Origin of the sequence: Aliidongia dinghuensis (assembly GCF_014643535.1) — a bacterium.
Lineage (GTDB): Bacteria > Pseudomonadota > Alphaproteobacteria > ATCC43930 > CGMCC-115725 > Aliidongia > Aliidongia dinghuensis.
In genome coordinates this window covers 17,899-32,259 of record NZ_BMJQ01000021.1, presented here as the reverse complement: position 1 = coordinate 32,259, position 14,361 = coordinate 17,899, and the positions used below count along the sequence as shown (strand labels likewise).

12 protein-coding genes are annotated in these 14,361 nt (G+C 67.5%); 11 read left to right on the top strand and 1 reads right to left on the bottom strand.

All coding sequences use genetic code 11. The annotated features are described in order from the left end of the window. Position 1: 1 nt before the first annotated feature. The 6 genes from IEY58_RS29400 to IEY58_RS29375 all read left to right on the top strand — a co-directional run bounded on the left by IEY58_RS29400 (position 2) and on the right by IEY58_RS29375 (position 6,917). Complete coding sequence (locus IEY58_RS29400; RefSeq protein WP_189051742.1) at positions 2-976, top strand: ABC transporter permease; 975 nt, start codon at positions 2-4, stop codon at positions 974-976. Further along, positions 976-1,821 carry an ABC transporter permease gene (locus IEY58_RS29395; protein ID WP_189051741.1) on the top strand — a complete coding sequence of 282 codons (846 nt, stop codon included), beginning with the start codon at positions 976-978 and terminating at the stop codon, positions 1,819-1,821. Before IEY58_RS29400 ends, IEY58_RS29395 begins: the two co-directional genes overlap by 1 nt. After that, positions 1,811-3,409, top strand: coding sequence for an ABC transporter ATP-binding protein (locus IEY58_RS29390; RefSeq protein WP_189051740.1), 1,599 nt, complete (start codon positions 1,811-1,813; stop codon positions 3,407-3,409). The genes IEY58_RS29395 and IEY58_RS29390 overlap by 11 nt, the downstream gene beginning before the upstream one ends. After that, positions 3,409-4,353 carry a 2-hydroxyacid dehydrogenase gene (locus tag IEY58_RS29385; protein WP_189051739.1) on the top strand — a complete coding sequence of 315 codons (945 nt, stop codon included), beginning with the start codon at positions 3,409-3,411 and terminating at the stop codon, positions 4,351-4,353. Before IEY58_RS29390 ends, IEY58_RS29385 begins: the two co-directional genes overlap by 1 nt. Positions 4,354-4,377: 24 nt before the next feature. Then, positions 4,378-5,748, top strand: coding sequence for an aspartate aminotransferase family protein (locus IEY58_RS29380; RefSeq protein WP_189051738.1), 1,371 nt, complete (start codon positions 4,378-4,380; stop codon positions 5,746-5,748). Positions 5,749-6,272: 524 nt separating this feature from the next. Beyond that, positions 6,273-6,917, top strand: a complete 645-nt coding sequence (locus tag IEY58_RS29375; protein WP_189051737.1) for a hypothetical protein — start codon at positions 6,273-6,275, stop codon at positions 6,915-6,917. 254 nt (positions 6,918-7,171) lie between these two features. On the opposite strand, the gene IEY58_RS29370 is transcribed toward IEY58_RS29375, so the two are convergent. Next, positions 7,172-7,966 (bottom strand): GntR family transcriptional regulator, encoded by a 795-nt coding sequence (locus IEY58_RS29370; RefSeq protein ID WP_189051736.1) that lies wholly within the window; start codon positions 7,964-7,966, stop codon positions 7,172-7,174. A gap of 62 nt (positions 7,967-8,028) precedes the next feature. Between IEY58_RS29370 and IEY58_RS29365 the strand changes: the two genes are divergently transcribed. The 5 genes from IEY58_RS29365 to IEY58_RS29345 are packed head-to-tail and all read left to right on the top strand — an operon-like array spanning position 8,029 to position 14,354. Next, the gene (locus tag IEY58_RS29365) at positions 8,029-9,297 is read left to right on the top strand and encodes a M20 family metallopeptidase (RefSeq protein ID WP_229744042.1); all 1,269 of its coding nucleotides are present in this window, start codon (positions 8,029-8,031) and stop codon (positions 9,295-9,297) included. 44 nt (positions 9,298-9,341) lie between these two features. Beyond that, entirely contained in the window at positions 9,342-10,904 is a 1,563-nt protein-coding gene (locus IEY58_RS29360; protein WP_189051735.1) for an ABC transporter substrate-binding protein, read from the top strand. A gap of 33 nt (positions 10,905-10,937) precedes the next feature. Continuing rightward, the gene (locus IEY58_RS29355) at positions 10,938-11,885 is read left to right on the top strand and encodes an ABC transporter permease (protein ID WP_189051734.1); all 948 of its coding nucleotides are present in this window, start codon (positions 10,938-10,940) and stop codon (positions 11,883-11,885) included. Beyond that, positions 11,878-12,702, top strand: a complete 825-nt coding sequence (locus IEY58_RS29350; protein WP_189051733.1) for an ABC transporter permease — start codon at positions 11,878-11,880, stop codon at positions 12,700-12,702. Before IEY58_RS29355 ends, IEY58_RS29350 begins: the two co-directional genes overlap by 8 nt. An 11-nt stretch (positions 12,703-12,713) precedes the next feature. Then, complete coding sequence (locus tag IEY58_RS29345) at positions 12,714-14,354, top strand: dipeptide ABC transporter ATP-binding protein (protein WP_189051732.1); 1,641 nt, start codon at positions 12,714-12,716, stop codon at positions 14,352-14,354. Positions 14,355-14,361: the final 7 nt, after the last annotated feature.

Genomic DNA, 14,361 nt, shown 5'->3' with positions numbered 1-14,361 from the left:
GGTGAACCGCCTCAAGTTCGTGGCGCGGCGGCTCGGGCAGGGCCTGGCCGCCCTGCTGCTGATCGTCGTCGTCAATTTCTTCCTGATCCGCGCCGCCCCCGGCGACCCGGCCGCCGTCATGGCGGGCGAGGCCGGGGCGGGCGACGCCAAGTTCGTGGCCCAGCTGCGCGAGCAGTTCGGCCTCGACAAGCCGGTGCTGGTGCAGCTCGGCCTCTATCTCGAGAACGTCGTACGGCTTGACCTGGGCCAGTCCTACCGGCAGCAGCGGCCGGTCGCCTCGCTCATCGCCGAGCGGGTGCCGGCGACGCTGCTCCTGACCGGCACGGCCTTCGTGCTGTCGCTCGTCATGGGTGTCGCGCTCGGCGCCTGGTCGTCGAGCCGGGCCGGTACCTGGGTCGACAGCCTGATCACGACCGTGGCGCTCTTGTTCTACGCGACGCCGCTCTTCTGGGTAGCGCTCATGGCCGTGCTGGTGTTCTCGATCTCGCTCGACTGGCTGCCGGGATTCGGCCTCGCGACCGTCGGCGGCCAGTTCTCCGCGCTGGGCCAGGCGCTCGATGTCGCGAAGCATCTGGTGCTGCCGGCCGTGACGCTGGCGCTCTTCTATATGGCGATCTATGCGCGCATGACGCGGACCTCGATGCTCGAGGTGGCGCGCATGGATTTCGTCAAGACCGCGCGTGCCAAGGGGGTGCCGCGCGGCCGGATCTGGCGCGTCCATGTGCTGCGCAACGCGCTCTTGCCGATCGTGACCTTGGCCGGCATCCAGGTCGGCCAGATGGTCGGCGGCGCCATCCTGACCGAGACCGTGTTCGCCTGGCCCGGCATCGGCCGGCTCATGTTCGAGGCGCTCCTGCAGCGCGACTACAACCTGCTCCTCGGCGTGTTCCTGTTCACGGCCGCGATGGTCGTCCTGTTCAATATCGTGACCGACGTCGTCTACACGATCGTCGATCCGCGGATCGAGCTCACCTGATGCGCGACTTCTGGCGCCGCTTCCGCCGCAATAAGGGAGCCTTCGTCGGCCTCGTCATCCTGGCGGCCGTGCTGGTCGTGGCGATCTTCGCGCCCTGGATCGACGACCATGACCCCTGGTCGATGGTGCAGCGGCCGTTCCTGCCGCCGTTCCAGTCCGTGGCGAATTTCTTCGGTTCGGACACGCTCGGCCGCGACATCGGCACTGGCCTCATCTATGGCGCGCGCGTCTCGCTCATGATCGGCTTCGTTTCGACGCTGGCGGCCCTCTTGATCGGCGTCAGCCTGGGGGCCGCCGCCGGCTATTACGGCGGCTGGACCGATGCGGCGCTCATGCGCTTCACCGAACTGTTCCAGACCATCCCGAGCTTCGCGCTCGCGATCGTGCTGGTCGCGATCTTCCAGCCGTCGGTGGGCTCGATCGTGGCGGCGATCGCCATCGTGTCCTGGCCGCCGGTCGCCCGTCTTGTCCGCGGCGAGTTCCTCTCGCTCCGGCGCCGGGAGTTCGTCCAGGCGGCCGAGCTCGACGGCCAGTCGAATCTGCGCATCATCTTCGTCGAGCTCCTGCCGAACGCGGCCTCGTCGATCGTCGTCATGGCGTCCCTCATGGTCGCGACCGCGATCCTCTTGGAATCGAGCCTGAGCTTCATGGGGTTGGGCGACCCCGACCTCATGAGCTGGGGCTATATGATCGGCGCCGCGCGCACGGTGCTGCGCCAGGCGTGGTGGATGAGCGTATTCCCCGGCCTCGCCATCCTCATGACCGTGCTGGCGCTCAATCTGGTGGGCGAGGGCCTGAGCGACGGGCTCAATACGCGGCTCGGAGGGCGCGGCAATGGCCTCTGAACCCGTGCTCGCCGTCGAAGACCTCTCGATCGCGCTGCCGCCGGGCGGCGACCGGGCGCTCGCGGTCGAGGGCGTGAGCCTCGCGATCCGGCCCGGCGAGGCGCTGTGCGTCGTCGGCGAGAGCGGCTCGGGCAAGTCGATGATCGCCAACGCGGTCATGGGCCTGCTGCCCCGACCGCATGTCCGCCCGACCGCGGGCCGCATCCTGTTCGAAGGCCGCGATCTCCTGGACCTCAGCGAGGCGGCGCTGCGCGAGTTGCGCGGCCGGCGCATCGGCATGATCTTCCAGGAGCCGATGACGGCCCTGAACCCGATCATGCGCATCGGCGACCAGATCGCCGAGGTCTATCAGAGCCACATGCGCATCGGTCGGCGCGAATGCCGCGAGCGCGTGCTGGCCGACCTCGCCGACGTGGGCCTGCCCGACCCGGCGCGACTCATCGACAGCTACCCGTTCCGCCTCTCCGGCGGCCAGCGCCAGCGCGTGATGATCGCGGCGGCGCTGGCGCTCGAGCCGGCGCTGCTCATCGCCGACGAGCCGACGACGGCGCTCGACGTCACGACCCAGGCGCAGATCCTGAAGCTCGTGCGCGACCTGCAGCGGCGGCGCGGCATGGCGCTCCTGTTCATCACCCATGATTTCGGCGTCGTTGCCGAAGTCGCGGACCGGGTCGCGGTCATGCAGCGCGGCCGGCTGGTCGAGGAGGGACCGGCCCGCGACGTGCTGGACCGGCCGAGCCACCCCTATACGCGGCAGCTGATCGCGGCCATCCCGCACGGCCGCCCGGCCGAGCGGTGCCAAGCCGAGGCCCCGGTGCTGCTCGAGCTCGACCGGCTCGGCAAGACCTATCCGCTGCCCAAGGGGCGGACCTTCACGGCGCTGAACGATGTGTCGCTGATGCTCCGGAAGGGCGAGACGCTCGGCATCGTCGGCGAGAGCGGTTCGGGCAAGTCGACCATCGGCCGCTGCGTCGTGGGCCTGACCCAGCCCACCTCAGGGCGGGTGCTGTTCGAGGGCGTGGATATTTCAAAGCTCAATGCGCGCGGCATGAAGCCCTATCGCGGCCGGATCCAGATGGTGTTCCAGGACCCCTATGCCTCGCTCAACCCGCGCCATCGCATCGGCACGGCGGTTACGACCGGCATGGTCATGCAGGGCGTGCCGCGGGCGAAGGCGCGCGAGCGGGCGGCCGAGCTGCTGGCGCTCGTCGGCCTCGGCGCCGAGGCGCTCGACCGCTATCCGCACGAATTCTCCGGCGGCCAGCGCCAGCGCATCGGCATCGCGAGGGCACTCGCCATGGAGCCGGACCTGCTGGTTGCGGACGAGCCGGTGTCGGCGCTCGACGTCTCGGTCCAGGCCCAGGTGCTGGAGCTGTTCGCCGAGGTGCGCCGGAAGTTCGATTTGGGGCTCCTGTTCATCACGCACGACCTGCGCGTCGCGGCCCAGATGTGCGACCGGGTCGCGGTCATGCGCGCGGGCGAGCTCGTCGAATATGGCGAGGCGGCCGAGGTGCTGCACCGGCCGCGCCACGCCTATACCCAGGCGCTCGTCGCCGCCGTGCCGAAGCTCGAGGCGGAGTTCGCCTGATGCGCCCTTCTGTCGTCGCCCTCGCCAGCACGGCGATCGACATGCGCTATCTGCTGCCGTCGTTCGCGGCGGCAGGGTCGGGGCTCGACCTGCGCCTCGGGCCAGATTGGGGCGCCCTCGACGAGATCGACGCGGTGCTGTGCTGGCATCCGCCGCATGGCCTGGCGGCGCGCCTGCCGCGGCTCCGCCTCGTCCATTCGATCGCGGCCGGCGTCGACCACATCACGGCCGATCCGACCCTGCCCGCGGATGTGCCGGTGTGCCGGGTGATCGATCCCGACATGGCGAGCGGCATGGTCAGCTACGTCGCCTGGGCCGTCGCCCATCGGCACCGGCATTTCGACCGCTATCTCGAGCGCCAGCGCCAGAGTGTGTGGGAGGAAAGCCCGATCGTGCCCAGCCGGCTGCACCGTGTCGGCATCGCCGGCATGGGCGTGCTCGGCCGGGCGGTGGGGGCGGCACTCGCGACGCTTGGCTATGACGTTGCCGGCTGGAGCCGTAGTGCCAAGACGGACCTGCCGGCCGGCGTGCTCGGATATCACGGCGCGGAAGAGCTGATGGCGTTCCTCGGGCGCTCCGACACGCTCGTCTGCCTGCTGCCGCTGACCGAGGAGACGCGCGGCTTCCTCGCGGCCGACCTGTTCCGGGCGCTGCCCAAGGGCGCCCATCTCGTCAATGTCGGGCGCGGCGCGCATCTCGTCGATGCCGACCTGATCGCCGCCCTGGACGAGAACCACTTGAGCGCCGCCACGCTCGATGCCTTTACTGAAGAACCTCTGCCGGGCGATCATCCGTTCTGGCATCATCCCCGGATCGTCGTGACGCCGCATATCGCGACCCGGACCGCACCTTCTGTCGTCGTCGCCCAGCTGCTCGACAATCTCGCCCGTCTCGAGGCGGGGGCCCCGCTGGTGGGGGCCATCGATCGGCTGCGCGGTTACTAGCCGCTTTGTCTGGAGACCTTCCCCGTGACCTATCAACCGAATTCGCCCGAAGCCCGCGACATCGCCTATCACCTGCACGGCTATACCAATGCCCGCCGGCATGACGAGGTCGGGCCGCTGGTGATCGACCACGGCGAAGGCATCCATGTCGTCGACATCCACGGCAACCGCTACATCGAGGCGATGGCGGGCCTGTGGAGCGTGGCGCTCGGATTCAGCGAGAAGCGCCTGGTCGATGCGGCGACGAAGCAGCTCTCCAAGCTGCCGTTCTATCATTCCTTCACCCACAAGTCGCACGGGACCATCATCGACTTGGCCGAGAAGCTGGTCACGATCGCGCCGGTGCCGATGTCGAAGGTGTTCTTCACCAATTCCGGCTCGGAAGCGAACGACACGGCGATGAAGCTCATCTGGTACCGGTCGAATGCGCTGGGCCAGCCGCAGAAGAAGAAGATCATCAGCCGGCTCCGCGGCTATCACGGCGTCACGATCGCGTCGGCCAGCCTCACGGGCCTGCCGAACAACCATCGCTCGTTCGACCTGCCGATCGCGGGCGTGCTGCACACGGGCTCGCCGCATTACTGGAAGGAGCATCGGCCGGACGAGAGCGAAGAGGATTTCGCGACCCGGCTTGCGAGCGAGCTCGACCAGCTCATCCAGGCCGAGGGGCCGGACACGATCGCGGCCTTCATCGGCGAGCCGGTCATGGGTGCCGGCGGCGTCGTGGTGCCGCCCCGGACCTATTGGCAGAAGGTCCAGGCCGTCTTGAAGAAGTACGACATCCTGCTGATCGCCGACGAGGTGATCTGCGGCTTCGGCCGCACGGGCAAGATGTTCGGCTCCGAGACCTACGGGATCGAGCCGGACATGATGACCTTGTCGAAGCAGCTCTCGTCGTCGTACCTGCCGATCTCGGCGCTCATGATCAACGACCGGGTGTTCCAGCCGATTGCGGACGAAAGCAACAAGATCGGTACGCTCGGTCATGGCTTCACCGCGGGCGGCCATCCGGTGCCGGCAGCCGTCGCCCTCGAGACGATCAAGATCATCGAGGAGCGCGGGCTCGTCGCCCATGCGGCCGAGGTCGGTGCTCGGCTGCAGACGGGGCTCCGCCGGCTCACCGATCACCCGCTCGTGGGCGAGGTGCGCGGCGTCGGCCTGATCGCGGCGATCGAGCTCGTGGCGGATGCGGCGAAGCGCTCGGCGCTCGACCCGGTCGGCAAGCTCGGCACGCTCGTCAACGGCATCCTGCAGAAGAACGGCGTCATCTCGCGCAACATGGGCGACGCGCTCGCCTTCTGCCCGCCGCTCATCATCACGGCGGCCGAAGTCGACGACCTGCTGGCGCGCATCGCCCGCTCGCTCGACGAGGCGAGGGCGGAGATCGGGGCCTGATCGGCCCCGACTTGCCCTGCCGGACCGGCTTTACCCGGCCGGTATGAGCGAGACGCCCCAGGCCCGCGGCTGGCCCAATGCCCGGTCGCGGTATCCTGAGACATTCGCGCGGACGGCCGCGGTCTGATAGACGGAATAGAGCGGGATCATCGCCGGAGCGGAATGTCCAGACAGGTTGCGTCCCCGCGCGGGCGGCCCCGCAAGGTCGGGCGTGCGCGGTGTGCGCGCATGGGTTGCAAATCAGCAACCGGATTGGCGCGTGCAGCCAAGCTCAGGACCACCCGGATTGTTTTGATTTGCGAACCGGCAGGGGCGGCCTCATTTCGGGAGGCCGCGTTCTTCACGCCGCCGCGACAACCGCTGGCGCACAACCTTAAAATGCATTATATGTTTAAGTTAAGCTTTATATGAAGCATCCCTGCCCGTCAGAATTGTAGATAGAAACCGTTGCACCGGCCGTAATGGCATAAAGGCATTAGCGTCCTTCCCCTGGGAAGTGGCGACATCATCAGGGGGTATTCGCGATGAGGACGCCAAAGCTCTTAATCATTGCGATTCGCGGTGTACACGGTACGGCAGAAGTTGACCTCGGCGCGAATGGTATATACACAAAGTACTCTAATAGAAAAGATATAAACAAGGAGGTTCAGCTTATATATATGTCAAGGTCTGGCTCCATTGTTTCTGGTATTGGTGTCGGTGACATGACTATAGAGGAAGGTGATCGTTTGGGAATATACATCGTCGCTCATAGTGGTGATTTAAATACTGCGATATTTGACGGTCACGACCTTGTAAGTAGCTTTAAGACAAAGATTCTCGACCAAAAGAGCGGTGATGTTCAATACAATCTCGACAAGATTTGTCTGGTTGTCTGCACCAGCGCAAGCAATGCGAAAGAGATTCTCAGTGATTCGGCAGAAGGAGTCATGATAGCTCGATTTGCAAAACTGCTCGTGAATGTTGGGTTGACGCCGCGGCTCGCGGGGTGGACCAAATTTGTGACTGTTGATGAAAGCGGAAAGAAAAAAATCCTTCACAATACGAATTTTTCACAGATTTATGCTTCGGAGTGGCCGAAAACCAACGCAACGCAGAAGATGGTTTATGTTTGGGACGGTGACAAAGGCTATGTAAAAAAAGAGCTGGCGGACTGGACCGACAAGTAGTCCCGAAGCGCCCTTAGACGAATTCGGTGGCGTGTTCCCCGCTCAATTCGGATATATTGAGCGGCAAAGAGCTGCAGCGCACGCTGACGTCGAGGGCGCGGTCTTCCAATGGTCGAAGGGCGCTGTCGTCAGCAGGCGCTCGCCGCGCGACGCCCGGTGCCGTCGCCGGCGCCAAGAACGGCTTGTAGGTCGGGACGGCGAATAGCGCAGCCTTGGGATTCCCCCCCCTTTGGTTCCGCGCAATCCGTTGGCACTCAGCGGATCTCGTTGACATAGCGGTGGTCGGTCGTCACCGCCCGGTGGATCGAGAAGATCGTCGGCACGCCCGACTGGTCGTAGGACACGTCCTCGATCCTGAGCACCGCCGCCGGCGGCTCGAGGCCCAGCCACTTCTGCGCCTCCTCGTCGGCAAGCTCGGCCGAGACATGCTCGCGCACGGCCGAGATGCGGATGCCGTAGCGCTCGAGCAGGAACAGATAGAGTAGCTCGGGCACGGTGCCCGGCGCCTGCGGAAAATCCGGAATCCGGGTGGCCGGCAGCGCGAACAGGTCGAGCATCACCGCGCGCCCGTCGACGTCGCGCGTGCGGTAGAGCCGGAGCATCGGGCTCTTGGGCTCGATCGCGAGCGCCGTGCTCTCCTGCTCCGTCGCCGGACCGACCGTGATCGACAAGAGGCGCGCCGTCGAGCGGACGAGCGCGCCGTCGAGCCCGTGCAGCCGGAAATATTGGAAGAAATAGCGCAGGCTGTGGTGCGGCGTCCGGCCGGTCACGACCGTGCCGGTCTTGCGCCGGCGGCTCAAGAGCCCCTCGGCTGTCAGGTCCATGAGCGCGCGCCGGACCGTGCCGACGGCGACGCCGAACAGCTGGGCCAGCGCCACCTCGCCGGGCAGGACCGTGCCCGGCGGCCATTTGCCGAGCAGGATCGCCTCGGAAATCTGCCGCTTCACCCCTTCATAGAGCGGGGCCGCCGCCTGGCCGCTCAAACGGCGGATCGAGCTTGCGGGCTTCGCCGTTCGGGCCGGCTGCTTTTTATCGTTGACAAGGGTCATCGACTGCCTTTCTCATTTCTATATAGATTATATAAATGCACCGAAATGGGAAGAGGCTTCGGGTGGGGTTGGCAGTCAGCGCGCGCATCGAGCAGGCCTTGCGGCTCGTCGACGAGGACGAGGCGGCGATCGAGCATGACTTGGCGCGCCTGATCGCGGTCGATACGTCCTTCCCGCCCGGCGACGGCTACGGCGCGCTGGCCGACCTGGCCGAGGCACTGGTGGCGCCGCTGGGCTTCGCCTGCCGACGCGTCTCGGTGCCGGAGCCTCTGTGGTCGAGTGCCGCCGGCGGCGCGCACGGTGAGCGGATCAACCTGATCGCCGAGCGCGGCAGTGGGCTCGAGCCGTGCAGCCTCTATTTCCACGTCGACACGGTGCCGGCCGGCGACGGCTGGTCCCGGCCGCCGTTTGCGCTCACCCGCGTCGGCGACCGGCTCTACGGCCGCGGTGCCGCTGACATGAAGGGCACGATCGCAGCGACGCTCGCCGCCCTCCGCGCGCTTGACCGGGCCGGCGCGCCGCTCCGCTTCGAGCCGCGGCTCCTGTTCTGCACCGACGAGGAGGGCGGGCTCTATCCGGGCATCCGCTATCTGGCGGAGCAGGGGCTGATCACCGGGCACCTCCTGAGTTTCAACGGCGGTGCCGCGCCCAGGATCTGGGCCGGCTGCTTCGGCAGCATCGACCTGCTGATCCGCGTCCGCGGACGCGGCGCGCATTCGGGCGATCCGGTCGGCGGCATCAATGCGGTCGAAGAGGCGATCCCGCTCTTGAACGCGCTGATCGCGCTCAAGGCGCAGGTCGAGGCCCGGACCTCGGCCATGCCGTCGCCGCCGCACTATCAGGGCCGGCCGCTCCACGCTCGCCTGACCATTGCGGCACTCCACGGCGGCCAGAAGGGCTCGTCCCTGCCGGCCCAGTTCGAGATCCTGGTCAATCGCCGCTACACGCCCGAAGAGGACTTCACGCACGTGCTGGCGGAGCTCGAGGCGATGGTGCGCGATGCCATGGCGCCATCGCGGGTGCTCGGGGTCGAGACGCATGTGATCGGCCATCTGGCGCCGGTCTCCGATCCGACCGGGCCGCACTGGCCGCGCTGGCAGGCCGCACTTGCCCGCGGCTTCGGTTTTGCGCCGGAGGCCTTCCGCGCCTGGGGCTCGTCGACCAGCTCCGACATGGGCTTCGTGCAGCAGGCCGGCATCCGGGAGATCCTGCTGGGCGGCCTCGGCCGGCCTGACAACAACACGCATGCGCCGGACGAATTCACCACCATGACGGACGTGACCGCGCTGGCGCGCGCCGTCCTGCTCTATCTCAGCCGCGACTTCGGCTAGCCACGACATCGGTCAACCACGACGAAGCAACAGGAGCGAGAGGCATGTTCAAGACATCAGGGATCGATCGGCGCTCCTTCATCGCCGGCGCTTCTGCCATGGGCGCCCTGACGCTGCCCTTCGGGCGCGCGCTGGCGGCGACGCCGAAGCGCGGCGGCACCTTGCGCGTCAGCGTCGACCAGGCGGTGACCAAGCTCAACCCGCTCCAGACCCGGGTCAATCCGGAATATCTGGTGGCAGAGCTGCTCTACAGCGGCTTGACCCGGCTCGGCCTCAACATGGCGGCCGAGCCGGACCTGGCGCATGCCTGGTCCTATACGCCGGACCTTACCGAATGGTCGTTCATGCTGCGCGACGGGCTCGTGTTCCACGACGGCAGCCCGTGCACGGCCGATGACGTGGTCGCGAGCTTCGAAGCGATCCTCGATCCCAAGACCGCCTCGCCGGCGCTGCAGAACGTCGGGCCGATCGCCCAGGTGACCGCGAAGGACAAGACGACGGTCGTCTTCAAGCTCTCCGCCCCGTTCGCCGACCTGCCGGTGACGCTCGCCTACACCAACGCCAAGATCGTGCCCAAGGCGATCGCGAAATCGGGGCTCGCCCGCCTCGACCGCGAGGCGATCGGCACCGGCCCGTTCAAGCTCGTCTCGTTCGAGCCGGAACGGCTCATCGTGGTCGCGCGCAACGACGCGTTCTACGACAAGGCGCGGCCCTATCTGGACAAGGTCGAGGTCGTGGTCTATCCGGACACGACCGCCGAAGGCTCGGCCTTGATCTCGGGCGATACCGACCTGATGGCGAGCGCGCAGCCGACGGAATTCGGGCGCTTCAAGAATGCCGACGGTGTGCGGGCGCTGCGCGTGCCGTCGGGCCAGTTCTGCAACATCATCCTCGGCTGCAACCAGAAGCCGTTCGACGACATCCGCGTGCGCAAGGCGCTGGCGCTCACCATCGACCGGTCGACGCTCGTCGATTTCGTCGTCGAGGGCTTCGGCACGCCCGGCAATGATTCGCCGCTGAGCAGCGCCTACCGCTTCTACGCCGACCAGCCGCTCTCGAAGCCCGACATCGCCCAGGCGAAGAAGCTCCTGGCCGAGGCCGGCTATCCCTCGGGCCTGCAGGCGACGCTGATCGCCTCCGACAAGCCCTCGGTCCGCACCCAGCTTGCGGTCGCCGTGCGCGAGATGGCGAAGCCGGCCGGCTTCACCATCGACGTGCAGACCATGCCGCACTCGACTTACCTGGACCAGGTCTGGAAGAAGGGTCCGTTTTACGTCGGCTTCTACAATATGCAGCCGACGGCCGACGCGATCTTCTCGCTGCTCTACACGTCGAACGCCGCCTGGAACGAGACGCACTGGAACAACGCGGCGTTCGACAAGCTGGTCGCCGAGGCGCGCACGACGATCGACGAGACGAAGCGCCGCCAGCTCTATGCCGACGCGCAGAAGCTGATGCATGACGAAGTGCCGTCGATCATCCCGGTGTTCTTCGATCTGCTGGCCGCCCAGCGTGATTATGTTCAGGGCTACCGGCTGCATCCGCGCGGCGCCGTGTTCCGGCTCGACTACGTCTCGCTGAGCGAGGGCGCGCCCAGCCGTGGCTGAGCGGGCGCCGACAAGCGAGGGTGGGGCCATGCCATGTCGCTGAGCTATCTGCTGAAGCGCTGCGGCCTGACGGTCTATACCCTGCTCGTCGTCTCGCTCATCGTCTTCGCGGTGACGCAGGTGCTGCCGGGCGACGCCGCGACCATGCTCTTGGGCGAGAACGCGACGCCGGCGGCGCTGGCCGCCGTGCGGGCGCGCCTTGGCCTCGACGCGCCGATCTGGATCCAGTACGGCCATTGGCTGGGGCACGCGCTCACGGGGGATTTCGGCACGTCGCTCCGGACCAGCCAGCCGGTGGCGCCGATGATGATCGAGGCGCTCGGCCGCTCGCTGCTGCTGGCGGTGCTGGCGATCGCCTTCATGCTGTCGCTCGCGATCCCGCTCGGCATGCTGGCCGCGGTCCGGCGCGGCCGGCCGTCCGATCTCATGGTGAGCCTGCTCTCCTACGTCGGCGTCTCGCTGCCTGAATTCGTGACCGCGACCCTCTTTGGCCTTGTCTTCGCCGACGCGCTGCAATGGCTGCCGGCAACGGGCTACGTGCCGCTGACCGAGAATCCGGGACGCAGCCTGCTGCACCTGATCCTGCCGGTGCTGACCGTCTCGGTCATCCTCATCGCCCATGTCTCGCGCATGGTGCGCTCGGAGCTGGTCGACGTGCTCCATACCGACTATATCCGCGCCGCGCGTCTCAAGGGCCTGTCGCCGCGCGCCGTGCTGCTGAAGCATGGGCTCAGAAACGCGCTCCTGCCGACCATCACGATCGTGGCACTCGATGTCGGCTATCTCCTGGGCGGCGTGATCGTGGTCGAGGAGATCTTCGCGCTGCCCGGCATCGGCCGGCAGCTCATCGTCGCGATCGAGGCGCGCGACCTGCCAGCGATCCAGGCCGGCGCGCTCATCATGGCGGCGACATACTCGATCGTGAATTTTGCGGCCGACCTCGCCTATGCCTGGCTCGACAAGAGGATCCAGTATGACTGAGCTCGTCCGCCGGCTGCTGCGCACGCCGCAGGGCGCGCTCGGCGCCGCCATCGTGGCACTCGCGGTCGTGCTGATCCTTGTCGGGCCGCTGATGGCGCCGCACGATCCCGACGCGATGGCGCCGCTCTTTCGCTACAAGGGCCCGGGGCCGGGCCACTGGCTCGGCACCGACCAGTATGGCCGGGACATCCTGAGCCGGCTCTTGATCGGGGCACGCGCCACCGTCGTGATGGCGTTCATTGCGACCGCCCTGGGCTCGGTCGTGGGTGCCGTGATCGGCACGCTCTCGGCCTTCCTCGGCGGCCGGGCGGACGAGGCGATCATGCGCACGGTCGACGCAATCATGTCGATCCCGAGCCTGCTGTTCGCGCTCCTCATCGTCAATCTCTTGGGCAAGAGCAGCCTCGACGCGGTCATGGCGATCGGCATCGCGTTTGCGCCCGGCATGGCGCGCATCACGCGCAGCGTTGCCTTGACCGTGCGCAAGCAGGATTACGTCCATGCCGCGATCGCGCGCGGCGAGAGCGGCGCCTATATCGTGCTGCGCGAGATGCTGCCGAACGTGGTGGCGCCGATCATCGTCGAGGCGACCTTGCGCGTCGCCTTCGCGGTCATGCTGTTCGCGACCTTGAGCTTCCTGGGACTGGGTGCGCAGCCGCCGGCGGCGGAATGGGGCCTGATGGTCGCCGACGCGCGCCATTTCATGCACTTGAGCCCCTGGATGATCCTGTGGCCGAGCGTTGCGATCGCACTCGTCGCCATCGGCTTCAATCTGTTGGGCGACGGGCTGCGCGACGCCCTCAACCCGCGCACCTGAGGACGCCGCTGATGTCCCCCGTCCTCGAGATCACGAACTATTCGCTCGATTATTTGACGCCGCGAGGGTCCGCCAGGGCATTGGACGCGATCGATCTCGCGATCGGCCGCGGCGAGGCGCTGGGCCTCGTCGGCGAGTCCGGCTCCGGCAAGACCTCGCTCGCCTGGGCCATCATGCGCTACCTGCCCAAGAACGCGCGTGAGGCGGGCGGCAGCATCCGGCTTTCGGGCGACGAGCTCACGACCAAGACGCCGGCCGAGATCGCGGCGCTCCGCGGCCGGCGCATCGGCATGGTGTTCCAGGACCCAGGCACCTCGCTCAACCCGACCCTGCCGTTGGGCGAGCAGCTGGCGGAGGTGCTGGTGCGCCATCGCGGCCTGACGCGGCGCCAGGCCTGGCGCGAGGGCGAGGCGATGCTGGCGCGCGTCGGCCTCAAGACGCCGCCTGAGATGATGCATCGCTATCCGCACGAGGCATCGGGCGGCGAGAAGCAGCGCGTCGTCATCGCGACGGCGTTCGCCTGCCAGCCGGACTGCATCCTGTTCGACGAGCCGACGACGGCCTTGGACGTCATCACGGCGCGCCAGATCCTCGATCTCTTCGCCGAGCTGCAGGCCGAGACGGCGGTCGCCTCGCTCTATATCTCGCATGACTTGGCACTCGTCTCGGCGATCGCCCACCGGGTCGCCGTCATCCACCAGGGCCGGATCGTCGAGCAGGGCGCGGCGCAAGCGATCTTCACGGCGCCCAAGGACGATTACACGCGGCGCCTGATTGCGGCCGTGCCGGACCCGCGGCATCGCCTCGCCGGTGCCGCCCCGGCGCCGGTCGCGACGCCGCTCGTCGAGGCGCGGGCGGTCAGCGTGCATTATGGCCGGACCTCGCGCCTCGCGCGGCTCCTCGGCCGCAAGAGCGAGCCGGTCGTCGGCAACCGGGCGGTCAGCCTGTCGATCGATCCCGGCGAGATCCTGGGCATCGTCGGCGAGTCCGGCTCGGGCAAGTCGACGCTCGCCAAGGCGCTGACCGGGCTCAATCCGTTCACGGGCGAGATCCGCTTCGACGGCCGCCGGATCGGCGGGCCGGGCGACATGGACAAGGCCTATCGCCGGAACGTGCAGATCATCTTCCAGCACCCGGACGCCTCGCTCAACCCGCGCCAGCGCGTGGGCGAGATCCTGTCGCGGCCGCTGGCGCTCTACGGCGGCGACGGGGGCGACCGGGCGGCGGCGGTCGGCCGCTTGCTGGAACAGGTCCGCCTGCCGGCCGACTTCGCGGGGCGCTATCCGCACGAGCTCTCGGGCGGGCAGAAGCAGCGCGTCGCGATCGCCCGCGCGTTTGCCTCCAACCCGCGGCTCGTCATCTGCGACGAGATCACCTCGGCGCTCGACGTGTCGGTCCAGGCCTCGGTCATCGAGCTCTTGATCGACCTGCAGCGCCGCCACGGCACGGCCTATCTCTTCATCACCCACGACCTCAACCTGGTGCGCCAGATCGCGCACCGGATTGCAGTCATGTACCGCGGCGACCTGGTCGAGCTCCTCGACATGGCGACGCTCCAGGCCGGGCCGCGCCACGCCTACACCCGCGCGCTCATGGCCGCGGTGCCCACACCGGTCGGCCAGGCGGCCGAACCTGTTTCCGGGAGGATCTGACAAGTGA